At 62.5% G+C, this 23,440-nt stretch carries 21 protein-coding genes and 1 pseudogene; 14 read left to right on the top strand and 8 right to left on the bottom strand.

The window, feature by feature from the left end; translation table 11 throughout:
- The first annotated feature begins 25 nt into the window (after positions 1-25).
- The 10 genes from HT051_RS04050 (at position 26) to HT051_RS04005 (ending at position 9,625) form a co-directional block, all read left to right on the top strand.
- Positions 26-1,006, top strand: a complete 981-nt coding sequence (locus HT051_RS04050; protein ID WP_174540846.1) for an SMP-30/gluconolactonase/LRE family protein — start codon at positions 26-28, stop codon at positions 1,004-1,006.
- Positions 1,007-1,059: 53 nt separating this feature from the next.
- A complete protein-coding gene (locus HT051_RS04045; RefSeq protein ID WP_246810169.1) occupies positions 1,060-2,073 on the top strand; it encodes an aldose epimerase family protein in 1,014 nt (337 codons plus the stop codon).
- A gap of 67 nt (positions 2,074-2,140) precedes the next feature.
- Positions 2,141-2,908 carry an SDR family NAD(P)-dependent oxidoreductase gene (locus HT051_RS04040; protein ID WP_174540844.1) on the top strand — a complete coding sequence of 256 codons (768 nt, stop codon included), beginning with the start codon at positions 2,141-2,143 and terminating at the stop codon, positions 2,906-2,908.
- Between the two features lie 203 nt (positions 2,909-3,111).
- On the top strand, positions 3,112-4,665 hold the full coding sequence (locus HT051_RS04035; protein ID WP_174540843.1) for a GMC oxidoreductase: 1,554 nt from the start codon (positions 3,112-3,114) through the stop codon (positions 4,663-4,665).
- A 71-nt stretch (positions 4,666-4,736) separates the two neighbouring features.
- On the top strand, positions 4,737-6,188 hold the full coding sequence (locus HT051_RS04030; RefSeq protein ID WP_174540842.1) for a PIN domain-containing protein: 1,452 nt from the start codon (positions 4,737-4,739) through the stop codon (positions 6,186-6,188).
- A 111-nt stretch (positions 6,189-6,299) separates the two neighbouring features.
- Positions 6,300-6,539 carry a hypothetical protein gene (locus tag HT051_RS04025; RefSeq protein ID WP_174540841.1) on the top strand — a complete coding sequence of 80 codons (240 nt, stop codon included), beginning with the start codon at positions 6,300-6,302 and terminating at the stop codon, positions 6,537-6,539.
- Positions 6,540-6,682: 143 nt separating this feature from the next.
- Positions 6,683-7,369, top strand: coding sequence for a cysteine hydrolase family protein (locus tag HT051_RS04020; RefSeq protein WP_174540840.1), 687 nt, complete (start codon positions 6,683-6,685; stop codon positions 7,367-7,369).
- A gap of 138 nt (positions 7,370-7,507) precedes the next feature.
- Complete coding sequence (locus tag HT051_RS04015; protein WP_174540839.1) at positions 7,508-8,203, top strand: cysteine hydrolase family protein; 696 nt, start codon at positions 7,508-7,510, stop codon at positions 8,201-8,203.
- A gap of 53 nt (positions 8,204-8,256) precedes the next feature.
- A complete protein-coding gene (locus tag HT051_RS04010) occupies positions 8,257-9,213 on the top strand; it encodes an urea transporter (RefSeq protein WP_174540838.1) in 957 nt (318 codons plus the stop codon).
- Between the two features lie 4 nt (positions 9,214-9,217).
- Positions 9,218-9,625, top strand: coding sequence for a cupin domain-containing protein (locus HT051_RS04005; RefSeq protein WP_174540837.1), 408 nt, complete (start codon positions 9,218-9,220; stop codon positions 9,623-9,625).
- A gap of 33 nt (positions 9,626-9,658) precedes the next feature.
- Here HT051_RS04005 and HT051_RS04000 read toward each other — a convergent pair.
- Both HT051_RS04000 and HT051_RS03995 read right to left on the bottom strand, forming a co-directional pair.
- A pseudogene (locus HT051_RS04000) lies at positions 9,659-10,882 on the bottom strand (FAD-dependent oxidoreductase); the annotation flags it as partial.
- A 7-nt stretch (positions 10,883-10,889) separates the two neighbouring features.
- Positions 10,890-11,777 (bottom strand): phosphotransferase, encoded by an 888-nt coding sequence (locus HT051_RS03995; RefSeq protein WP_174540835.1) that lies wholly within the window; start codon positions 11,775-11,777, stop codon positions 10,890-10,892.
- A gap of 153 nt (positions 11,778-11,930) precedes the next feature.
- Here HT051_RS03995 and folE point away from each other — a divergent pair, with 153 nt between their 5' ends.
- The 3 genes from folE to ribD are packed head-to-tail and all read left to right on the top strand — an operon-like array spanning position 11,931 to position 13,870.
- A complete protein-coding gene (gene folE / locus HT051_RS03990) occupies positions 11,931-12,569 on the top strand; it encodes a GTP cyclohydrolase I FolE (RefSeq protein ID WP_174540834.1) in 639 nt (212 codons plus the stop codon).
- A gap of 8 nt (positions 12,570-12,577) precedes the next feature.
- Positions 12,578-13,054, top strand: coding sequence for a phosphoribosyl-AMP cyclohydrolase (gene hisI, locus HT051_RS03985; protein WP_174540833.1), 477 nt, complete (start codon positions 12,578-12,580; stop codon positions 13,052-13,054).
- 15 nt (positions 13,055-13,069) lie between these two features.
- Positions 13,070-13,870 carry a bifunctional diaminohydroxyphosphoribosylaminopyrimidine deaminase/5-amino-6-(5-phosphoribosylamino)uracil reductase RibD gene (gene ribD / locus HT051_RS03980; protein WP_208454379.1) on the top strand — a complete coding sequence of 267 codons (801 nt, stop codon included), beginning with the start codon at positions 13,070-13,072 and terminating at the stop codon, positions 13,868-13,870.
- Here the strand turns inward: ribD and HT051_RS03975 are convergent.
- The 5 genes from HT051_RS03975 to HT051_RS03955 form a co-directional block, all read right to left on the bottom strand.
- Positions 13,867-14,487 (bottom strand): DUF1826 domain-containing protein, encoded by a 621-nt coding sequence (locus tag HT051_RS03975; protein WP_174540832.1) that lies wholly within the window; start codon positions 14,485-14,487, stop codon positions 13,867-13,869. The genes ribD and HT051_RS03975 overlap by 4 nt on opposite strands.
- Positions 14,488-14,842: 355 nt before the next feature.
- Positions 14,843-15,628, bottom strand: a complete 786-nt coding sequence (locus HT051_RS03970) for a TorF family putative porin (protein ID WP_174540831.1) — start codon at positions 15,626-15,628, stop codon at positions 14,843-14,845.
- Between the two features lie 477 nt (positions 15,629-16,105).
- Positions 16,106-17,143, bottom strand: a complete 1,038-nt coding sequence (locus HT051_RS03965; protein WP_174540830.1) for a GlxA family transcriptional regulator — start codon at positions 17,141-17,143, stop codon at positions 16,106-16,108.
- 340 nt (positions 17,144-17,483) lie between these two features.
- On the bottom strand, positions 17,484-18,662 hold the full coding sequence (locus tag HT051_RS03960; protein WP_174540829.1) for a flavin reductase: 1,179 nt from the start codon (positions 18,660-18,662) through the stop codon (positions 17,484-17,486).
- A gap of 77 nt (positions 18,663-18,739) precedes the next feature.
- On the bottom strand, positions 18,740-20,257 hold the full coding sequence (locus HT051_RS03955; protein WP_174540828.1) for a 4-hydroxyphenylacetate 3-hydroxylase family protein: 1,518 nt from the start codon (positions 20,255-20,257) through the stop codon (positions 18,740-18,742).
- Positions 20,258-20,520: 263 nt separating this feature from the next.
- Here HT051_RS03955 and argE point away from each other — a divergent pair, with 263 nt between their 5' ends.
- Positions 20,521-21,675 (top strand): acetylornithine deacetylase, encoded by a 1,155-nt coding sequence (argE, locus tag HT051_RS03950; protein ID WP_174540827.1) that lies wholly within the window; start codon positions 20,521-20,523, stop codon positions 21,673-21,675.
- Positions 21,676-21,700: 25 nt separating this feature from the next.
- Here argE and HT051_RS03945 read toward each other — a convergent pair whose 3' ends face one another.
- Entirely contained in the window at positions 21,701-23,314 is a 1,614-nt protein-coding gene (locus tag HT051_RS03945; protein WP_174540826.1) for a GMC family oxidoreductase, read from the bottom strand.
- Positions 23,315-23,440: the final 126 nt, after the last annotated feature.

The raw sequence follows: 23,440 nt of genomic DNA, 5'->3' as shown, positions 1-23,440 counted from the left end.
TATGATTGCGTTGAGGTGAGAGGCGATGGCTGATTTTGATCATGACGGTAAGGCGACATTTTCCGCCTTCCGCGAGGAATTTCATGACGTTGCCGGTCCGCACGCCTCCCGCTGCGCGCTGATCGAGACCAATGCCCATGAAGGGCCGGTCTATGTCGCCGCCGAGCACGCCCTCTATTTCACCACCGTGCCCGAGCCGGGGCCGAAGAACATCGCGATAAAGCGGCTGCAGCTCGAAGGGATGAGCTTTCCCTTCCAGGCCGGCGCGCTGACCACCATGCAGTTTCCCTCCAACATGGCGAACGGCATGACGCTTGCGCCGGACGGATCGCTGATTATCTGCGAGCAAGGCTTCGAGGAGACCCCAGCCCGCATCAGCCGCATGGATCTTGCTACCGGCGCTCTTTCGACCGTGGTCGAGAATTGGCGCGGTCTGCAATTCAACTCGCCCAACGATGTGGTGGTGAAATCGGACGGCACGGTCTGGTTCACCGATCCGAACTACGGCGAGCTGCAGGGCTTCAAAGGCCCCCCGCAAGCCGGCGCCTATGTCTATCGCCATGACCCGGCGAGCGGCGAGACCGCCGTCGTCGCCGACGATTTCAACAAGCCCAACGGGCTCGCCTTTTCGCCCGATGAGAGCGTGCTCTACATCACCGATACCGGCGCCAACCAGGCGCCCGACACCTACTTCCCCACCTTGCCCCATCACGTCCGGGCCTTCGACGTGGAGAACGGGCGGTACCTGCGCCACGGCCGCCTCTTCGCCGTGGTCAGCCCCGGCGTGCCCGACGGCATCAAGCTGGATACGGCGGGCCGGGTTTACACCTCGTCAGGCAGCGGCGTGCAAGTCTTCACGCCAAACGGCGATCTGCTCGGCGAGATCGTAAGCCCCGGCGTCGCCAATTTCACCTTCGGCGGCCCGGCGGGCGATTGTCTCTTCATCTGTTGCGACACCGTCATCTGGCAGGCGCAGCTTCAAACCCGCGGGGCCGCATGCAGCTAGCGCGAGACGCGATAGGCGTGAAAAGCGACGGCACGATGCCGGATGGAACGCCGGTGGAACGATATGTTCTTGGGCAAGCGCCGGGCCTCGTCGCCCATATCCTCACCTATGGCGGCACCATCGCGTATCTGGAGGTGCCGGACCGGACCGGCACCCGCGCCAATGTGGTGCTCGACCTCGCCAGCCTCGACGACTACCGCAAGCAGGACGCTTATCTGTGCGCCCTGGTCGGCCGCTATGCCAACCGCATCGCCGGTGCCGCCTTCAGCCTCGACGGCGAGACCTTTCGGCTCTCCGACAACGACGATGGCGATTGCCTGCATGGCGGACGCATAGGCTTCAACAAGGCGGTCTGGCAGGTGGTGAGCCAGGGCGAGACGCCGGAGCCCCATCTCACCCTCCGCCATATCAGCCCCGACGGCGACCAGGGCTTTCCCGGCACGCTGACCGTCGAGGTGACGTACAGCGTGATCGGCGGCAATACGCTGCGCATCGCCTATCGCGCCACCACCGACCGCCCCACCGTGCTGAACCTCACCAATCACACCTATTTCAATCTGAAGGGCGCGGGATGCGGCGACGTGCTGGACCACGAGGTGACCATCGCCGCGGAGCGCTTTACCCCGACGGACAAGCGCCAGATCCCCACCGGCGAGATGCTGCCCGTCGCCGGCACGCCGTTCGATTTCCGGAAACCCCAGAAAATCGGCGCGCGTATCGGCGAGCCCGATCCGCAGCTTGAGACCGCTCTCGGCTACGACCAGAATTTCGTCCTCACCCTCGAAGACCGGAGCGAACCGCAGCTTGCTGCCCGCGTTTACGAACCGGATAGCGGCCGCGTGCTGGAGGTGAAGACCACTCAGCCCGGCGTGCAGTTCTACACCGGCAATCATCTGACCGGCACGCTGCATTCGCCCGGCGGCGCGGTTTACGCGCCGCGCACCGCGTTCTGTCTCGAGACCCAGCATTTCCCGGATTCGCCGAACCGGCCGGAATTTCCGTCCACCGTGCTGCGTCCGGACGAAACGTTTCGCAGTAGCACGGAGTATCGCTTCACCACCGGCTGAGCGGTTCGCTCGGCCGAAAGCCCGCCGTGAAGAAAGACGGACGGGCGCAATAAGGAGGTCACGGATCATGTCTTTGGAGAACAAGGTCGCCATCGTCACCGGCGGCAATAGCGGCATCGGCAAGGCGATCGTCTGCGCCCTCGCCCGTCAGGGTGCCAGCGTGGTGATCGATTGGGTGGTGAACCCTGAAGCCACCGAGGAACTGGAGAAGGAGATCGCCAGCTATGGCGAGAAGGCGGTCGGCGTGGAAGCCGATGTCAGCAAGATCGCCGATCTGCAGAAGCTGGTCGACACCGCGGTGGCGAAGTTCGGCCGTCTCGACATCATGGTCAACAATGCCGGCGTGGAGACCCGCACCTCGATCCTCGACACCACCGAGGAGCAATACGAGAAGGTGATGGAGATCGACATGAAGAGCGCCTTCTTCGGCACCCAGCTCGCCGCCAAGCAGATGATCAAACAGGGCGGCGGCGGCCGCGTGATCAACATCACCTCGGTGCATGAGGATTGGCCGATGCCCGGCAACACCCCCTACTGCGTCGCCAAGGGCGGCATGCGCATGCTGACCCGCACCGCAGGCGTGGAGCTCGGCCCTCACGGCGTGCAGGTGGTCGGCGTCGGCCCCGGCGCGGTGGAGACCCCGATCAACACCTCCACGATGGACGACCCGGCACTGCTGAAGAAGCTCGACGCGGCGATCCCCCTGGGGCGCATGGCCAAGCCCGAGGAGATCGCCAATGTCGTCGCCTTCCTCGCCGGCCCCGGCGCGACCTACCTCACCGCCACTACGGTCTTCGCCGATGGCGGCATCATGCAGGGCAGCGTCGGGCTGTAGCTGTGATCGGATTTAAGGAGGTCGAGGTCGTAGCTGACCCCCCTCCTGCTCCCCCCTTTTAGGGGGGAGAGTCAGCCCGTGCCATTCCCTCCCCCTAGAAGGGGGAGGGCCAGGGTGGGGGTCAAAATAGCCGGGCCGAGAACGGGCGCGGATGGAAACGGAACCAGGTTCATAAGCCAGCGGAGAGCCAGCAAGGAGCCGTCATGGACAAGCATTACGACGTCATCATCATCGGCTCGGGCGCCGGCGGCGGCACGCTCGCTCGGCATCTGGCGCCCTCGGGCAAAAGCATTCTGATCCTGGAGCGCGGCGACTGGCTGACTCGCGAGGCCAAGAACTGGGACGCCACCGCCGTGTTCGGCGACAACCGCTATATCTCGCCGGAGACCTGGTACGACCGCGAGGGCCACGCCTTCCAGCCTCAGGTGCATTACTTCGTCGGCGGCGCCACCAAGATGTACGGCGCCGCGCTCTACCGCCTGCGCAAGGAGGATTTCGGGGAACGCCAGCATTACGACGGCATCTCGCCGGCATGGCCTATTCAGTATGAAGAGCTGGAGCCCTATTACGGCAAGGCGGAGGAGATGTATTTCGTCCATGGCGAGCGGGGCACCGATCCCACCGAGCCCCCCGCCAGCACGCCCTACCCTTGCCCGCCGGTCTCCAACGAGCCGCGCATGCAGCAGCTCTTCGATAATCTGAAGGCGGAAGGCTATCACCCCTTCCCCGCGCCATGCGCCATTCAGCTCGATGAAGCGAACATGGCCTACAGCACCTGCATCCGCTGCCAGACCTGCGACGGCTATCCTTGCCTGGTGCACGCCAAATCCGACGCCGAGGTCTGCGCCGTGCGCCCCGCCGTCACCTTCGACAACGTCACGCTGCTGCGCAACGCCCATGCGCTGAAGCTTCTCACCGATGCCAGCGGCAAGACCGTCACCGAGATCGAGGCGGAGGTGAACGGCGAGCCGGAAACCTTCCGCGGCGATATCGTCGTCGTCTCCTGCGGCGCGGCCAACAGCGCCAAGCTGCTGCTCTCCTCCGCCAACGACAAGCACCCGAACGGCCTTGCCAACGGCTCAGACCAGGTCGGCCGCCATTACATGTTCCACAACTCTCAGGCCGTGCTCGCCTTCTCGCTGGAGCGCAACCCGACCATGTTCCAGAAGACCGTGGCTCTGAACGATTTCTATTTCGGCATGGAAGGCTTCGACTTTCCCGTCGGCAACATCCAGATGATGGGCAAGTCGCAAGGGGCGATGTATCGGGCGCAAAGCCCGGTGATGACCGCGCTGGTGCCGGAGATGGCGCTGGACGAGCTCGCCGAGCATGCGGTGGATTTCTGGCTCACCACCGAAGACCTGCCCGATCCGGATAATCGCGTCACCGTCGATGCGGAAGGCAAGCTCACCTTGAGCTACACGCCCAACAATCAGGTGCCGCGGCAGAAGCTTTACGACAAGCTGAAATCGATGCTCGGCGATATGGGCATGCGGCCCGGCCATCTGGTCCCGCGCGATGCCTATATGAAGACCGACATCCCCATCGCCGGCTGCGCCCATCAGGCCGGCACCTGCCGCTTCGGCACCGATCCGGCAAGCTCCGTGCTCGACACCGACTGCAAGGCCCACGAGCTCGACAATCTCTATGTGGTGGATACCAGCTTCTTTTGCTCCATCGGCGCGGTGAACCCCTCCCTCACGGCCATCGCCAACGCCATGCGGGTCGGCGATCACCTCATGGCGCGGATGGGGTAGGCGGGCGTACTCTTCAGAAAATCGCTCCTGAAAAGTCTCGACGCCGTACGCTTCGCTTCATAGAAAAGCGTATGGCTAAGATCGCACATCTCTTTGTCGATACTAATGTTCTCGTACAATGCCGCCCGTTTGATCAATTAGATTGGAGCGAATGGAATAATTTTGACGAGGTTCACTTAATAGTCTCACGCCCTGTCCATTCTGAAATCGATCATCAGAAAAGTCGTGGCGGAGATCGATTAGCGAAACGAGCACGGAAGGCGTCGACGCTGCTACGCGAGATCTTGCTTAGCGACGAGACCTACAAGATCGTCCGAGACGCCAAGCCTTGCGTAAAACTTTTTCTCGACACGACTCTGCCGACGGACGCGTTAAATGATCGCTTGGATTACAGTAGGAACGATGATCGTCTCGTGGGTACCGTCCACGCCTTCGATCAAATCGAGCCACAAGCCGACGTGCGGCTGCTGACCCACGATACCGGTCCAATGGCGACGGCCAAGATGGTTGGCATTCAGTTCGCCGTGGTCCCCGACCATTGGCTCTTGCCCCCCGAGCCGAACCAAGCTGACAAGCGGATTAAAAAGCTCGAAGCTGAGGTGTCTAGCCTTAGGGAGGCTAAACCGAACTTCCTAATCGAATATATTGACGACCAAGGGCAGGCCGTAGAACGGATTAACTTCGATCTACCGCGATACGAGCCATTGCGCGCTGACGAGGTCGCCGAGTTAGTCGAAAGACTGAAGCGAAATTGCCCTATAACGTCTGACTTCGGTAAGCGCGATAGATCCGAAAGAATATCGCAGTCTCCCTCCACGTTCGGACTCACTGAAGTTTTTAAGCCGGCAAGCGACGACGAGATCGAGGCATATGAGAACCAATATGAAACCTGGCTGCAGAAGTGCGAGCTGTTTTTCCGTCATCTACATTTCAAACTGCAAGAACGCGATAGCGTGCCACATTTTAACTTTGTAGCTAAGAATACCGGAACGAGACCTGCCCAAGACGCGCTCATTACCATCACGGCAACGGGTAAGCTTGAGGTCATGCCTCCGCCTTATCACGACCGAGAGGCCGATTTAGGCGACGGAGATGCTGGCACGCCACAAGAAGAATTGCGACTGCCGGACCCACCAAAAGCACCGAAAGGTACGTGGCGAGTACCCGAACTCGACTTGATCCAGTTTGCGTTTAAAGAACCGAAGATGCCTCGCATTAGGGACTTAGGAAGACCTCTCTCACGAGACCCGAATGCGTTCTATTACAAGCCCAAACGCCCCTCGGACCCAGTAAGGTCCTTCGAGCTGGAGTGCAAACAATGGCGACATGGAATAGCGCCTGAGTTTTTCGAGGGCGAACTCCACATTGATTTCAGAGAAAGGGAGACCGAGGGCTCGTTGGAGTGCTGTATTCATGCCGAAAACCTCTCGAACCCGATCCGAAAAGTCATTCCCGTGCGAATTCGCTTGCAATCAGCAAGCACCTTGGACATTGCCCAGACGCTAGTTGACGCCTGTTCCTAGTTATTTTCACCGTCTCTAACCGAGACACAATTTCGGGACAGACGTCCCCATGCATCAGGAACCCCGGCCGAGCTGACCCGTTGATCATGCTGCAACCGGACGAGGCCGGCCATGACGCTCAACGCTCGCACGATTCTCTTCGCTCTTCTCGTGGCAACCGCCTGCGCTGGCGTCGGCGCCCATCCCGCATCGGCCCAGGTCATGAGCGACGACGGTGGCGACGGCTCAGACCTCGACGACGGATATTTTCTGAATGGCGAATGGCATGAGCCCGACGAAGAGGAGCCGGCCAAGCCTCTCTTCCCGAGAAAGAAGCACCACAAGAAGCACAAGCGGCTCGGCACAGACTGAGCGTCGCGACGCGCGAGACCTCTCCCGCACGGCCAACACCCGTGCAGCTCGGTGGCCGCCTGCGGCAGCGCATGGGCTAGCGAACGGCTCGGCGATACGGCAGCCTAGCGAGCGTCGTTTCGCTGAGCGCTTAGGGGACCCGCATGACGAGTTGGAAAACCGCCTATCGCAGCTTCTATTATCAGGGCGCACCGGAGCCGGAAGATCCGGTGCTCACCGCCGGCGACACCGCGCTCCTCGTCATCGATGTGCAGAACACCTATCTCCACCGCCAGCCCCCAGGCGCGGCGGGCGAGCCGGAGATCCCGCAAGGCTGGGAGCCGTTCCACAAGCGTATGGACGAGATCGTCACCCCGGCGATCGCCTCGCTCATCGCCGAGTTCCGCAACCGCGATATGGAGGTGCTGCATGCCCGCATCGCCTGCCAGCTGCCCGACGGGCGCGACCGCTCCTTGAGCCAGAAGAAGCCGGGCTGGAACAACCTGCTGCTGCCGAAGAACGAGTTCGACTCCCAGATCATCGAGGAGATCGCACCGGTCGGCGACGAGATCGTCGTCACCAAGACCACCGACAGCGCGCTGACCGGCACCAACCTGCGCCTGATCCTGCACAATCTCGGCATCAAACATGTGGTCTGCGTCGGCGTCTTCACCGATCAATGCGTCTCATCCACCGTGCGCAGCCTGGCCGATGAGAGCTTCGACGTGATCGTGGTGGAGGATGCCTGCGCCGCCGGCACCGACGAACTCCATATCCAGGAGCTGGAGATCATGAACATGATCTACTGCGCCGTGATGTCGAAGGACGAGCTGATCGCCTATCTGCCGTGAGCGACCCGCCGCACGCGCCTGATCACTCAAGAGACCATTAAGATGTGACGCGTAAACCGTGTGTCGTCCCCGGCGCTCCCGCATCGCGATGCGTTCCAATCTGGAGAGGGATGTGCCCAGCAATGGAGAGCGACGCCCATGCCTACGATCGACGCACAACCTTTTCCGTACGAGTTCGGTTTCGACCACGTAGCCCTGGTCTGCATCGATATGCAGCGCGATTTCTGCCAGCCGGGCGGCTTCGCCGAATCCCTCGGCGACGACATTTCCAAGCTGCAGCCCTGCATTCCGGTGATCGCCAAGCTTCAGGAAGCCTTCCGCAGATGCAAGCTTCCCATCATCCATACCAAGGAATGCCACAAGCCGGATCTCTCCGACCTGCCGACCGCCAAGCGCAATCGCGGCAATCCCAAGCTGAAAATCGGCGATAAGGGCCCCATGGGCCGCATCCTGATCGACGGCGAGCCGGGCACCGATTTCATTCCCGAATGCGCCCCGGAGGAGTTCGAGCTGGTCATCTCCAAGCCCGGCAAGGACACCTTCTACAGCACGGTGTTCGACGACTATCTGAAGACCCGCAAGATCACCCATCTGGTGATCACCGGCGTGACCACCGAGGTCTGCGTGCAGACCACCATGCGCTGCGCCAACGACCGCGGCTATGACTGTGTGCTGGTCGAAGACGGCACCGACAGCTTCTTCCCCGAGTTCAAGGACGTCACCTTGCGGGCCCTGGTCGCCCAAGGCGGCATCGTCGGCTGGACCTGCAAGTCCGAGGCGATCCTGCAGGCGCTCGCGCCGGGCGCCCCAGGCGTGCGGGCGGCGGCCGCCTAAGAGGGGTTCGCACCGGACCGCAGGCTTGCGGTCCGGGCGTCCGCCAGCCGGTCATGCGCGCCCTCGCCGATACCCTCTTCCCGCCGGTCGAAACCGGATCGGTGCCCTATTGGCGCCTGGTGCTGCGCGGCTGCTCCCAGCTGTGTTTCCAGAGCAATGAGCTGACCGGCCTGTTCTTCCTGGGGGCGGTGCTGGTGGCCTCTCCCATCGGCTTTCTCTATTTCCTGGTCGCCGCGGTGATGGCCCCGGCCGGCCGTATGCTGATGGGCGATCGCGGCGCCGTGCTCGCCTCCGGCCTTCCCGGCCTCAACCCGGGCCTGGTGGCGCTCGCCCTGCCCGTCTTCTTCCAGACCGATTGGACCGATGCCGGCATGTGGGCGGTGCTCGTCATAAGCGTCGCGAGCGCCATCGTGCTGGTGAGCCTCTGCAAGGCGATCCTGCCCTTCCCCATTCTGGCGTTGCCGTTCCTGATCGTGCTCTGGGCGCTCATTGCTCTGGCACCGCATCTCGATGTGCTGCAGCCGGTCGCATCGCTACCGCCCGAGCCGGCGACATTCCATCCCGTCGCCGCCGTGCTGACCAGCCTCGGCCAGGCCCTGTTCGCGCCAACCGTCCTGTCGGGGATCCTGTTCGCAGCCGGCGTGACGCTCAGCAATTGGCGCCACGGCGTGCTTGCCGTCTGCGGCGCGATCATCGGCACGCTGGTGGCCTATTATTACAGCGATGCCGATGCCGGCAGCGCCAATCTCGGCCTTTACGGCTTCAACGGCGTGCTCGCCGCTGTCTCCGTCTTCGTGGTCTGCGGCGGCAAGCTTCGTCTTGCCATCCTCGGCGCTCTTATCGCCACCATCCTGACGCCTGTTATCGCCGCCTTCGGCGTCCAGACGCTCTCGGCGCCCTTCGTCTTCACCACCTGGCTCATGCTTGGCCTCGGATGGCTGGAGCGCCGCTGGTTCGACGCCGCCGAGCCCGACCCCGAAACGACCACACCCAACCCCAAACCCGGCTAGCATCATGCAAAAAGCTGAAACGCGAATACCGCCCTTGCTCCACTCGATCGTCCTGCCCGACCTGCGAGACTATGTGAGCAAGCTTGGGCCGGAAGACTGGCAGCCCTTCCACGAAGGGGTGAGCGCCCACTGGTTCTATCGCGACGCCGATAGCGGCGCCTCCGCCGTGCTGCTGCGCTATCAGCCCGGCGCCCGCGTCGCCGAGCACGAGCATGTCGGCTATGAGCACATGCTCGTTCTGGAAGGCGACGAGTATGACGAGAAAGGCAGCTACCCCGCCGGCAGCCTGGTGATCCACCCGCCGGGAACCCGCCATTCGCCGGGCAGCAAAACCGGCTGCATCGCGCTGCTGATCTACGAAAAGCCCGTGCGCTTCGTCGAGCCGGGAAGCGCAGCGAGCCGGTGCCGCTAACGGCCGCCGGCCGCTGGCGACCGCGCGCCCTTAGGACAGCGCGTAATGCCGCGCATAGGCGCCCAGCGTGTCGGCGCGCACCTTGTCGATATCGCGATATTCGGGGCCGAAGCGGCAGATATCGACGGGCGAAAGATCGAAAGGCGGTTCGCCGTTTAGCACCCATTCGGCCAGCGCCATGCCGGCCCCACCGCCCGAGGCGATGCCGAAGGCGTTGAACCCGGCGCCGACATAGAAATTGTTCAGCTCCGGCGCGCGCCCGAGGATGAAATTGCCGTCCGGCGTGAAGCTCTCCGGCCCGTTCACCAGCTCCTTGATGCCGGCATTCTCCAGCGCCGGCACGCGCCCCAGCGCCAGCAGCATCAGCTGCTCGAAATGGTCCCAGTCGGAATCCAGGAGTGTGAAGTTGAACCCCTCCGGAATGCCGTCCTCGGCCCAGGGGATCGGGTTCGGCTCGTAGCCGCCCATCACCAGACCGCCCACCTCTTCCTTGTAATAGGTCAGCCGGTCGGGATCGCGTAAGGTCGGCAGATTGGGCGTCACGCCCTCGATCGCCTCGGTGATCAGATATTGATGCTGCACCGAGGTGAGCGGCACATTCACCCCCGCCCAGGCGCCGATCTCCCGCGCCCATTGCCCGCCGCAATTCACCACCCGCTCGCATTCGATGGTGCCGGACTCGGTGACCACGCCGGTGACCTTGTCGCCCTCGATCTCGAACCCGGTGACCGTCACATCCTCGATGATGCGGGCGCCGGCAAGCCGCGCACCCTTGGCCAGGGATTGGGTGATGTCGGAGGGGTTTGCCTGCCCGTCCGTCGGCAGGAAGGCCGCGCCGACCACGTCGGAGATATCCATCAGCGGCCAAAGTTCTTTCGCCTCCGACGGCGTCAAAAGCTCCATCGGCAGGCCGAAGGAGCGTCCAGTCTCGGTCTGCCGCGTCAGCTCCGCCATGCGCGCTTCGTTGCAGGCAAGCCGCAAGCCGCCATTGCGCTTCCACCCGGTGGCGAGCCCCGTCTCCTCTTCCAGCTTGTCGTAAAGCGCCACCGAATAGGTGAGCAGCTTGGTGATATTGGCGTTGGAGCGAAGCTGGCCGACGAGCCCCGCGGCATGGAAGGTGCTGCCCGAGGTCAGCTTATGCCGCTCCAGCAGCACCACCTCGTCGCACCCGGCCTTTGCCAAATGATAGGCGGTCGAGCAGCCGACAATGCCGCCACCGATGACGACGACCTTAGCCGTCTTGGGGAACTCAGCCATTACATCCTCATAGAGTTTTGAAATCGGCGAAGGCGCGCTCGTAGCGGGCGAGATTCTCCGCCGTGTAGGCGGCGTAGTCGAAATCCACCTCCGAGTGGATTTCCGAGATCATCGACCATTGCGTCTCGCGCAGGAGCGAAGCGCATTTCATCGCCGCATAGCGCCGCCACAGCGCGTCCGTGAGCGGCGTTTCGAAATAGCTCTCCAGCATCTCCCGCTCGGCGGCCTCGGAGAACTCGTTGTTGGAGGCGAGACCGCCAAGATCGAACAGCGGCGAGTTGAACCCGGCATAATCCCAATCGATCAGCCACAGCCTGTCGCCCGCATCCAGGAAGTTCGCCGCCAGAAGATCGTTATGGCCGAACACCACCTCGATCGGCCCCACCGCCTCTTCCAGAAGCGCGGCCTCGGCCTGCAGCTCAGGCAGCCGCGCCGCATGCCGGCTGCCCTCCTCCAGAAGGCGGCCCGTATAGTCACGCAATACATGGAAGACCCAGAACATCACCACCGGCCCGCGCAGGCAATTCGGCACCTCGCGATGACAGCGCCGGATCAGCGGCAAGATGCGCTTGACCATCTCCGGCGCCCGCACCTGCTCGGGTCCGAGCGCCGGCGCATCGATATAGTCGAGGATCAGAATGCCCGGTTCGGCATGCACCACCGCCGGCGAGAGCCCGGCCGCCGCCGCGGCGCGGCTCGCCGTCAGCTCGTTGAAGCGCATGACCTGATGCTCGGGAATATCGTCGCCGGCCCGCGCCACGAATTTCCGGCCCGCACAGTCGACGAGAAAATTATGATTGGTGATGCCGCCGCTGAGAGACTGCAGCGTGACCGGCCCATCCCAAAAACCGAGAGCCGCGATGCGGGCTTCGAGCTCGCTGCGAACTCCGCTCATTCGGAAAAACTCGTCCCCATCTTCATCCCGACAGTCGAGCCGGATCGGCTGGCGAATGCAAGCAGCACAAACGTCTCAGCCAAAAAACTTGCATGTTATATTATAACGTTGCAATTTGCCGCGCAGATTCAACATTGTGGAGAAGCACATCCCATGTCCCTGGCTGTGAGTACACTAACCAAGCCGCAGGAACGGAAAGCGCCGAAACGCCGGCCCGCGCGCGAAGAAGCCGAAGCGGCGGTTCGTCTCTTGATCGAATGGGCCGGCGACGATCCCGATCGCGAGGGACTGATCGGCACGCCCGACCGCGTGGTGCGCGCTTATGAAGAATTTTTCGAGGGCTATAAGACCGACCCCGCCGAACTTCTGGCCAAGACCTTCGAAGAGACCAACGACTATGATGACATGATCCTGCTGCGCAATATGCGGCTGGAATCCCATTGCGAACACCACATCGTCCCCATCATCGGCAAGGCCCACGTCGCCTATTTGCCGGCGGGCCGCGTCGTCGGTATCAGCAAGCTGGCGCGTTTGGTGGAGGTCTATGCCAAGCGTCTGCAGATTCAGGAATCGCTGACCTCGCAAATCGCCACCACCATCCAGCACGTGCTGCAACCTCGGGGCGTCGCCGTCTATATCGAAGCCGCGCATATGTGCATGACAACGCGCGGCATCCGCAAACCGGGCGTCAGCATGACCACCCGCTGCCTGCTGGGCGAATTCCAGACCGATCAGGACCTTCGCCGGGAATTCCTGAACGTCGTCGCCACCCCTGGCGAATCCTTCGGCTAGCAGCTCCGATGACGGATAGAAAACCCTTCGCCGAGCGCCGCTCCATCACGCAGGTCGAGGAGGGAGCGGTGCTGGCCCCTAAGTTCGGCGCCGACGGCCTACTGCCCGTCGTCACCACAGACGCGGCATCGGGCGAAGTGCTGATGATGGGGGTGATGAATGAGGACGCGCTTTTGCGCACCATCGAGACCGGCGAGGCCCATTATTGGAGCCGAAGCCGTAAATGCCTTTGGCATAAGGGCGCAACCAGCGGCCTGATCCAGAAAGTGGTGGAAATCAGGATCGACGACGACCAGGACGCGATCTGGCTGCGGGTAAACGTCGCCGGTGGCGCAAGTTGTCATGTCGGCTACCGGTCCTGCTTCTATCGAGCGGTTCCGCTGCAGCCTGCACAGCGCCCGATCGCCCTGACCTTCGCCGAAACGGAGAAGACCTTCGACCCTGTCGCAGTTTATGGCGATGCGCCGAACCCGACACAGCTTTAGCGAAGGATCACGCCCATGACGCTGACACCGCCACAGGATCGGCAGTCATGCCCTGACGCTGACCATGCACGCTGGATGGGCGAGGCCATTGCGCTTGCCCGATCGATGCAAGGAAAGGTCTGGCCCAACCCGCCAGTCGGCTGCGTCATCGTGCGCGAAGGCGAGATCGTCGGCCGGGGCTGCACGCAATTCGGCGGCCGGCCTCATGCCGAACGCATGGCTCTTGATCAAGCCGGCGAGCGGGCGCGCGATGCGGCGCTCTACGTGACGCTGGAGCCGTGCTGCCATTGGGGCAAGACGCCGCCTTGCGCCGACGCCATCATTCGCGCCGGCGTTCGGGCCGTTCATGCCTCGCTGCAAGACCCGGACCCGCGTGTCGACGGCAATGGATTCCGCAAGCTGCGCGAGGCCGGCATCAGGGTCGGCATCGGTCTCGCCGAAAATGAGGCCAGCCAAATCATGGCGGGATTTTTTCATCGCATCGCCACCGGCCATCCCTTGCTTCGCGTCGGCGCGCGGCCGCAAGCCGCGCACGTCATCCCCGAGGGCTTTGACGCGCTCATGCACAGCGGTTGGGACTGCATCGAGGTCGTCATCCGCACACCGCAAGGTGAAGCCTCTGGCGAACCTCTCGACAGCCGATCGACGAAGGATGAGCTTCTCGACGAACTAGGACGGCGCGGACTGACCAGCGTCTACGTCCCAATCGACGATCCGCTGTCTTGGAAACTCCGAACCGCGCCAAGCACGACAATCGCCAGTTTCTCGGCGACACACCAACGGGCCGGTGCGCCGCATACGGAGTCTGCCCGTTAGATCGCGCCGGTCACGGGATCGAGCACCAGCAGAAGCCGGGTCTCTCCGAGCCCCGAAATCGGCGGAGAACGATGCACGATGCCTGACTGTTCCGTGGGCCACAGCCGCCCGCGGAACAATCCGACCGATCCGGTGGCGAGCTCGTGAATGATACGCGGTTCCTCACCGCGCCGCGCTTCGCCGTATTCGGTTCCACGGCCGCGATAAGTGCACAGCAAGCGCGCCGGAACGTTGTCGAGATGAAACTTCCGGCAGGCATTGTCGCTCACCACATCGAGACGAAGCTGCACCGTCTCGGCCCCCATCACCTGCGCGAACAAAGCCGCGAGCGCGGCGATATCGCCGGTCAAAAGGCGCCGGTTCGAGCTCTCATCCATCCCGCAATCCGCGCAGAGCGAAACCATGGCATCCTCGACCCGATCCGGTCGCAACACGAGCCGTGCCTCAGGCAGCTGGTTCGGCGACAGCCCGTCGATCCATTGCTGGAATTCCGCCCCATGCTGGCGTTGCCAGACGGCGACGGCGCAGCCGGGCGATCCGATCCGATCCAGGATCTCCGGCGCCTCTCCTTCGGCCACGGATTGCGCAAGCGCAACCGGCTCGACGTGATGCAGCATCTCAACCTTATTGCAATGTTATAACATTGCATATTCCTTAGGAGGTCCGGCCTTCTGCTGTCAAGCACTCCGCCCGGAGGGGGGCGGCCGGAGGAAGATGCCCTCCGTCACGTCGCAGGGCCTAAGTCTTCAGGGGATCTTCGGCCACGATGAGATCTGCCTCATCTTCCGCGAAGGTCTATCTCCTTACAGGGATGCCATGCGGCTCGAAGCGGCAAAACAATAAGTTCTGGAATGGCTAGTTTGGTTTTTTCGAATTGCCCGCGCCGGACTGCCGGCCGTGGCCGACATAAAAAAACCGCCGGAGCTTCGCAGCCCCGGCGGTCTTCTCGAGAGATGGATGGGTTCTCGATAATTACGGCAGCGCGATACCGGCAGAGAACACGAAGCGGGAATCGGCCAGCTCGTTGTCGATGTCGGTGTCCCAATAGCGGAAGTCGAAATTGACCTTGTCGAGCGCAAGGTTCAGGCCGGCATTCCAGTAGGTGTAGTCTTCCTCGCCGAGCCAATAGCCATCGATGTCGGTATTGGTGAAGCCGATGAGACCGCTGATCGTCGGGGTAAACCGGCCCCAATCGTTCATCGCGTATTCGAACTGACCTTCGATGGTCTGGGTATCGGTGATGGCGATATCCTGCTCCGGCGTGAAAGCGCCGAACAGCGAGAGGGTCAACTTGTCGATCGGGTTGATCGAGGCCTTACCGGTGAACTCGAAATAGTTCAGATCGCCGCTGCCGAGCGAAGAATCCTGCACCTGGTAGGCATAGTACCAAGCGGTAAAGTCCCAGCTGATCGCCCCGGTGACGGGTGCCCAACCAAGATAGGTGTCGAACTCAACCGGCCCATAGGTGTCTTCGAAGTCGATCGTCGACATCCAGAAACCGCCGTAGAAATCGCCATAGGACGCGCCGAGATCGGCCTGGAAGGCAGGCTTCTGATCGCTCTGGGAAATACCGCGGAACATGTAGTCCGTGGTGCCGGTCAGCGTCAGCCAGTAGCCGAACTCTTTCCCGTCGTTAAAGAAGCCGGACTGGTCGCCCTGCTCCGGATAGTCGTATTCGGCGTTCTGCGCATACGCCGGCGCGGCGGCGAAGCTCAGAGCCAATGCGGCAATGGCCCCTGCAATCGTTGTTTTTTTCATCGAAGTCCCCTTCTCCAAGCGTGCGGTGTTTTTACCTGCACCCTGACGCCCACAATTGATCTTTTACTTGGCAAGGCACGGTGACGCGCCTCACGACTGCTGCTTTCCAAAACAAGCGGTTATCAGCTGGAGCAAAGACTGCACTGGCAGCCACGCATGTCGCTAACACCTAGGCGACATCGACTTGACTGCTGGCGTCGCTTGAGGCGAAAAGGGCAATGCGTTGTATTTTCGTTACAATTCGCGTCTGCGTGCTAATTTTTGGGCAATTTTTAATCGAGCGCCATAAATTGCCTGCCGTGCGAGCAGCATGGCTGCCGCATTGAAGCAAAATCCCGTCGCAAGAGCCTCCGGATCAGCTCATTTCAAAAAACGACAAGTTGTATTTCACAATACGCGTTGTGTTGCATGTTTCATTTAACACAACCAAGGATCGTATCGTCGTTCTTCTTGAGGGATTTACTCAAACGGCGACGATCAGTCGTCGCAGGGAAACGAATCGCCGGCGGCGGCGGCTGGGCGCCGCTCGCTGCTCGGCGACCGGCCGAAGCAAGCCTTGTAGGATCGGCTGAAATGCGCCGGCGAGGCAAAGCCGAAAGCGACCGCAATCTGGGTCAGCGACTCGGTGCCGTGCAGCACCCGTTCCCGCGCCCGTTTCAGGCGGAGGCGCAGATAATAGGCCGATAGGGGCACCCCCACCGTGAGCTGAAACACCCGCTGCACCTGGCGGAGCGAAAGGCCGGCTTGCTCGGCCAGCTCGGTGGCCGAAAGCGGCTCCTCCAGATTGTCCTCCATCAGCGCCACAACGCGCGCCAATCTCTGCTGCTCCGTATTGAGCGGCGGGCGGTGCGCACCGTCGATGGCATTGGCCGGGCGAGATTGCTGGCTCGCGCCCAAACGTGCTGCGATATTGCCGGCAATCTCCGCGCCCAACTGCTTGCCGACCAGCGAGAGCATCAACTCGATCGGTGCGATGCCGCCTGCGCAGCTGATTCGGTCCCGGTCGATCACCGAAAGACGGTCCAGGAACACCGTGCCGGCATGGGCCTGGCGCAAACCTACCATGTCGTCCCACTGCAGCGCGCATTGATAGCCGTCCAGCAGCCCTGCCTTGACCAGCGCATACGCGCCGCTGCACAGCCCGCCGAGGATCACCGCATCGTCGGCCATCTGCCGCAGCAGCGTAATCAGCGGCTCGTCGACCGCATCGGCAATATTGGAACCACCGCAAACCAGAAGCAGGTCGAGGGGCGCCGCTTCGGCATAGCTCACCGCCGTGGCTCGCATCGCCCCATCGCTGGAGCGGACCGTCTCCCCGCCGGCGGTGACGATCGACCACTGATATTCGGAGCGTCCGACCACTTGATTGGCGGCCCGAAGCACCTCGATCGCACAAGACAGCGCAACGGTGGGAAATTCGTCGAGTGTCAGGAATCCGATCCGCCGGGCGGACGCGACGCGGTCGGTCGGAAAACCGGGAAACGGGCCTAGCGCTGTCGGGCAGTCCGGAGTCACACGATTACCATCATCAAAAGGGCGGCACACATCACCCGCCGGCGATATTGCCACCGTCCAAAAGCTTGGCTTCCTCCTCCCTCGTGACGGCCCCTTCCCGCCGTTGAGCTTGGGAAGGGACCGTCTCGCAGGGACTAGCGGCTTGTCCTGACAGGACATGGCTGACACGGGGCCATTCACCGCTAGCAATAGACTCTTTGGTCTTATGGTCCGACCTATGAGACATAATCCCGGACCCAAGTTCCAGGATCAATTCGATAATTTTAATGCTTTGCTTAGGGACAAACTGTCTCAGCGCATCCGGGCGAGACCGGCTTCCCGCACCGTACAGATCCGTCGGCTAGGCCGCGCGATCGCGAAAAACCGAACGGCAATCCTGAATGAACCGCATAGTGAGATAAGAGCTAGGCGCCTTGCCCGAGGTGGCCAGAGCCAGCCGGCTCCCCTTCACGTCTTCCTTCAGCGGTCGCACCACCAGCGCCTTGCCGTCATAGCTCATCGACGAGGCAGGCTTGGTGGCGAGCAGCGAATAGCCGAGCCCGTGGGCCACCATGCCGCGCACCATCTCGAAGCTCTGTGCGCGATAGCCGATGGTCGGCTCGCCGATCCCGTCGAACAGCGACAGGAAATAGTCCCGGCTCGGCGGCGCATCGAGCAGCACCATGCGGTGGTCGAGGAGCTGGCTGAGCGAGACCTCGCTCTCCTGCCGCAGGGGATCTTGCTCGTGCAGCAGCACATAGGGACGGAGCTCGGTGAGCGGGATGACGTCGAACCCCTCGTCGAGATCGAGATCGTAGAGCAGCGCCACATCGATGGCGCCCGACTTGAGCAGCTCGGTCAGCTTGCGCTGATCGCCCTCATGCAGCTCCAGCCCGATCGGCCCGGAGGAATTCTCCAGATCGCGCAGCAGCTTCGGCAGAAGATAGGGGCCGATGGTATGCAGCGACCCCAGACGCATCGTCGGCGCGGAAGGATCCGGCGCCGCGGTGGCATCGGGACGTCCCGGCATGATGCGCACCGGCGAGCCATAGGCCCGGTTGGCGAAGATCAGCGGATTGCCGCTCGGCGCGATATGAATGTCGCGCACCTCGCCGATGAAGATGTGATGCGTGCCGACCCGCTCGCCGCTGCGCACCGTGCAATCGAACGCGGCCAAAGGCGCGGTCACGCGCGGCGCGCCGGTCGTCATCGGCACCCACTCGGCGCAGGAGAACTTGTCGCCGTCCTCCGTCTTCAGCCGACCGGCGAAGGTGTCGGAGATATAGCTCTGATCGTCGCGCAGCACGTTGACGCAAAACGCACCGTTCTGAAGGATCGCATCCGCGGCGCTGGATTTGTGATGCACGCAGACCAGCAAGGTCGGCGTCTCGCCATCGGCCGAGACCGACGACATCGCCGAGACCGTGACGCCCGCACGCCCTGCCGGACCGTCCGTGGTGACCACATTGACGGTGCAGGCGGCGCAGCTCATCGCTTGCGTGAACTCGCTGCGGATATCTCGGCTCTCTATAACGGACATAAAGCGCTTTCTAACTTCCATTGAACTGAGGGCGGCGGAAGCCCGTCGGAGGGGTGGACCGCCGCCGCCCAGCATTGCTATTCCGCCGCCATCGGCGTTTCGCTTTCAAACCACTGCACTACCGCGCTGTCGCCGGCGGGGCGCCCGGATTCGGGGCGGACCCTGTCGGAAAGGCCGGCGGCCTTTTTGACGAAGTCGAGCGGACCGTCCCAATCGAAGTTGCGGTAGACCGCAGCGAGATGGGCGAAAGGCGGCGACTGGGCGAACAGCTGGAAGGTCAGCCGGTGCCCGGCATAGTCGGAATTCAGCATGTCGCGAGCGAAGGCCAACAGCTTGCGCCGGTCGTCGGCCACCCAGTCCTCGTTGATGGAGTAGAACTTCTCCATCCACGGCTTGGTCTCTTCCGCCTCGAACGCGGCCGCATCCGGGGTGACGCAGATCTGCCCGCCGCAAAGCTCGCGGGTCAGATGCATCATCTCGTGCAGCTGCGAGCAGGCCAGCACGCGGCCCGTATAGAGCAGCGACTGGTTCGGCATCAGCAGGCCGGCGGGCGAGCGCTCGCCGAGCGCGATGGCGCCGGTCAGATGGGCGTTGATGCCCTCGCGATAGACCGCCAGCGTGGCCAGCTTCTCCTGCACCGCCGGCTGCTTGTCCAGACCGGTCTGGCGGGCGTTGAACAGCGCCGTGCCGATCATCATGTCGGCAAGCTTCAGGTTCCGCTGCACGAAGGCGAAAGCCGAATAGCGGTGCAGCGTCTGCCGGATGAAGGCCGCCGCGCGGGTGTGCCGGTAGAACAGCACGTTCTCCCAAGGGATCAGCACATTGTCGAAGATCACCAGTGCGTCCACCTCGTCGAAATTGTTCGACAGCGGATAGTCGACCTCCGGACCGCGCCCGGCGAAGCCGGTACGGCAGATGAACTTCAGCCCCGGCGAACCGAGATCGCAGATGAAACCAACCGCATAGTCGGACAGCGCCTCATTGCCCCAATTGGCGATGGTCGGCTTGGTGAAGGCCTGATTGGCGTAAGCGGCCGCGGTCTCGTATTTGGCGCCGCGCACCACGATGCCTGCATCGGTCTCCTTCACCACATGCAGAAGCATGTCGGGATCCTGCTCCTGCGGCGGCTTGGAGCGGTCGCCCTTCGGATCGGTATTGGCCGAGACGTGGAACGGATCGGCCTTCAGCACCTTGTGGATATGGGTGCGGATATTGTCGGCGAATTGCGAGTCGATCTCGGCGAGCACGTCCTGGCCGTCATACAGCGACCACATCTCGCCGACCGTCTCGTCGCCGACGCGCGTCACGACACCACCGATGGTCTCCATCATGGTGTCGGTGGCGCGGCGCTTCGCCCACCAATCATCCTGGGTCATCGGCAAGGCATTGCCGACGGCGTTGACCTCGCCGTCCTGCGCCACCGTCATCACATCCTTGGTCGCCGGATCGTGCTGCATGTCGTAGATGCGGGCCCGGATGTCGACGAGCGGCTTGAACTGCGGATGGCTGGTCACGTCCTTGACCTTCTCGCCATTCACATAGACCTCGCGATTGTCGCGGATGGAGTCTTTGTATTCCTCGCCGGTACGTATCATTTGCGTCTTCCCAAAGCTGTCGTTCTTGATGGGAAGGCTAGCCAGGGAGCGAGGGGAGATAAATTAGATTGGTCGTTTGCCTTGCATAGGCCGCGTCTATCTCGACCAGGCCGATACGCGGCCTGTATAGGCAGGACTTCGCTAAGGCATTCAAAAACCGAATTTTCTTACGCGTCTCCGCGCTCCTAAAATTGCCGCCGCCGCAGTCCAAGCGGCCCTCCCGGCACCGCCCTGCGGCATTGCGAACGAGACCCCGAGAAACCATGCCCACACGCGATATTCTTGAACGGCTGATCGGCTATGCCTCGGTCACCCGGCAACCCAACACGGCACTTGTCGGCTACGTCCGCTCGCTGCTGCAGACCGCCGGAATCTCCTGCCGCGTGATGCCGAGCGCGGATGGCAGCCGGGCCAATCTCTTCGCCACCATCGGTCCGGTAGGCGATGGCGGCGTGGTCCTCTCCGGCCATACCGATGTGGTGCCGGTGGAAGGCCAGACCTGGTCGCGCGATCCGTTCAAGCTGCGTTTTCAAAACGGCCGCTACTACGGCCGCGGCACTGCCGACATGAAGGGGTTCGTCGCCTCGGCAATCGCCACGGCTTTAAAAGCCAGCACTCGGCAACTCAAATCGCCGCTCCATCTGGCGCTCTCCTATGACGAGGAGATCGGCTGCGTCGGCGTCCGCCCCATGCTGGAGAGTTTGGCCGAAGGAGGCCCGAAGCCCGCGCTTTGTCTGATCGGCGAGCCGACGGAGATGAAGATCGCCACCGGCCATAAGGGAAAGCGTGCCATGCGTGCCGTCTGCACGGGACGCGAAGGCCATTCGGCGCTTGCGCCCGACGCCCTCAACGCGCTGCATCTCGGCGCCGCCTTCATCGAAGCGCTGCGCGCGCGCCAGGCCGAGCTCGCCGAGACGGGCATGAGGGACGGCGGATTCGACATCCCCTATTCCACGCTGCATGCCGGCAAGATGAGCGGCGGCACAGCGCTGAACATCATGCCCAACAGATGCGAGATCGAGTTCGAGCTGCGCAATGTGCCGGGCGAGGATGTGGAGGCGATCCTGGACAAGCTGCATCGCGATGCGGAGGCCATCGTCGCACCCTATAAGGCGCGCTTCCCCGAAGCTGCCATCGAGATCATTGAGACCAACGCTTATCCGGGGCTCGGCACACCGGCATCGTCTAGCGTGGTGCAGCTGCTGCAGGAGATCACCGGCGAGACCGACACCCGGAAGGTCGCCTTCGGCACCGAGGGCGGTTTATTCGCCGAGCGCTTGAACATTCCCACCGCCATCTGCGGACCGGGCAGCATGGCGCAAGGTCACAAGCCCGACGAGTTCATCGCCGAAGAACAGCTCGCCCACTGCGATCGGGTGATGGAACGTCTGCTCGACCGGCTCGAGGCCGGTCTCTAGCAGGCTCCAAGCCGACCCGCGCGACCTAGCTCGCCAGCATCATCCGCGCGGCTTTCTCGCCCACCATCATGCTCGGCGCATTGGTGTTGCCGCCAATCAGCGTCGGCATCACCGAGGCGTCCGCCACGCGCAGATTCTCGATACCGTTCACCTTCAAGCTCGACGGATCGGTCACCGCCGCCTTGTCGGTGCCCATCTTGCAGGTGCCGACCGGATGGAACACGGTCAGCGCGGTACGGCGCAGATAATCGAGGATCTCCTCGTCGCTCTGCACGTCCGGCCCAGGCAGCATCTCTTTGCCGTGGATGGACTCGAAAACGCTGTCATCCAAGATAGACCGGGCGATCTTGATGCCTTCGACCAAAGTCAGCGCGTCTTCTTCGGCGGTGAAGAATTTGTGATCGATCACCATGCCGCGGCCGTCACTGCCGGGCTTCAGCGTGATCTCGCCAACGCTCTTCGGCCGCAGCACGCAAGTATGCAGCGCAAAGCCGTGGCCGAACTCGAACACCTTGCCGCGATGGCTGCGATAACCCGGGAAGAAGTGAAATTGAATGTCCGGCAAGCCGCTGGAATATTTGGTCTTCGCGAAACCGCCCGCCTCGACATAGTTGGAGGTCATCATCCCCTTGCGGGCGAGGAAATAGGCGAACGGTGCGGACAGCACCTGCGGCAGATTCTTGAACGAGATGCCGAGCGATTTTGGGCTCGACGAGCGCACCGTGACCAGCCCGTCGACATGATCGAGCAGATTCTTGCCGACGCCGGGAATATCGAACAGCGGCGCGACGCCCGCCTCCTTCAGCTCCGCCGCCGGGCCGACGCCCGAAGCGAGCAGGATCTGCGGCGACCCGATCGCGCCGGCGCTCAGCACCACTTCGCCGCGGCACCCGATGGTCTTCGCCGTACCGTCGATATCGACATCAACGCCGGTCACGCGAGCGCCGTCGAAATTCAGCTTCTTCACCGTGGTGTTGGTCAGCACGGTGAGGTTCTTGCGGTTCTGCACCGGCTTCAGGAAGGCGGTGTAGGAGGAGAAGCGCTCGCCCCGGTCCTGGGTGACATTGTAGATGCCGACGCCGAACTGCGACTCGGCATTGAAGTCGGTGTTCTCCGGGATCTGCTGGTGGTTCGCCGCCTCGACGAACATCTTGGAGACGATGTTCGGGTCGCGCTGGTTCTCGACGATCAGCTCGCCGTCGAAGCCGTGATATTTCGGATCCTGGCCGATGCGGTTGCGCTCCAGATCCTTAAACACCGGCAACACGTCATCATAGGACCAGCCCTTGCAGCCGAGCGCTTCCCACTCGTCGTAATCCTCATGGGCGCCGCGAATATAGATCATCGAATTGATCGAGCTCGATCCGCCGACCGCCTTGCCGCGATTGACGCAGATGGCGCGTCCATTGAACTCCGACTGCGGCGCGCCTTCGTACATGTGGTCGAATTTCGGATTGCAATAAGCGAGGAAAATACCGGCCGGCACTTTCAACCGCAGATCGTCGGCGCTGCCGCCTCCCTCGATCACGCAGACACGTGTCTTCGGATCGGCGCTCAGCCGGTTGGCCAAGACGCAGCCGGCGGAGCCGGCGCCGATGACGATATAGTCGAAGCTGCTTTCTGCGGATGTCTCAGTCATCTCTTATCTCTATTGCAAACCCATCAGAGCGAGGGAACGCCGCCGTCTTCGACCCCATTGGCGGCCTCCCCCGACATTAGGAACTCAGAAAACCCCCTCCGAGGCGGAGACCTCGAAGGGAGTTTT

The organism is Methyloligella sp. GL2 (assembly GCF_013341275.1).
Taxonomy (GTDB): Bacteria; Pseudomonadota; Alphaproteobacteria; order Rhizobiales; family Methyloligellaceae; genus Methyloligella.
Note: the sequence above shows the minus strand (reverse complement) of the source record. Positions and strands in the feature narration are given on the sequence as shown.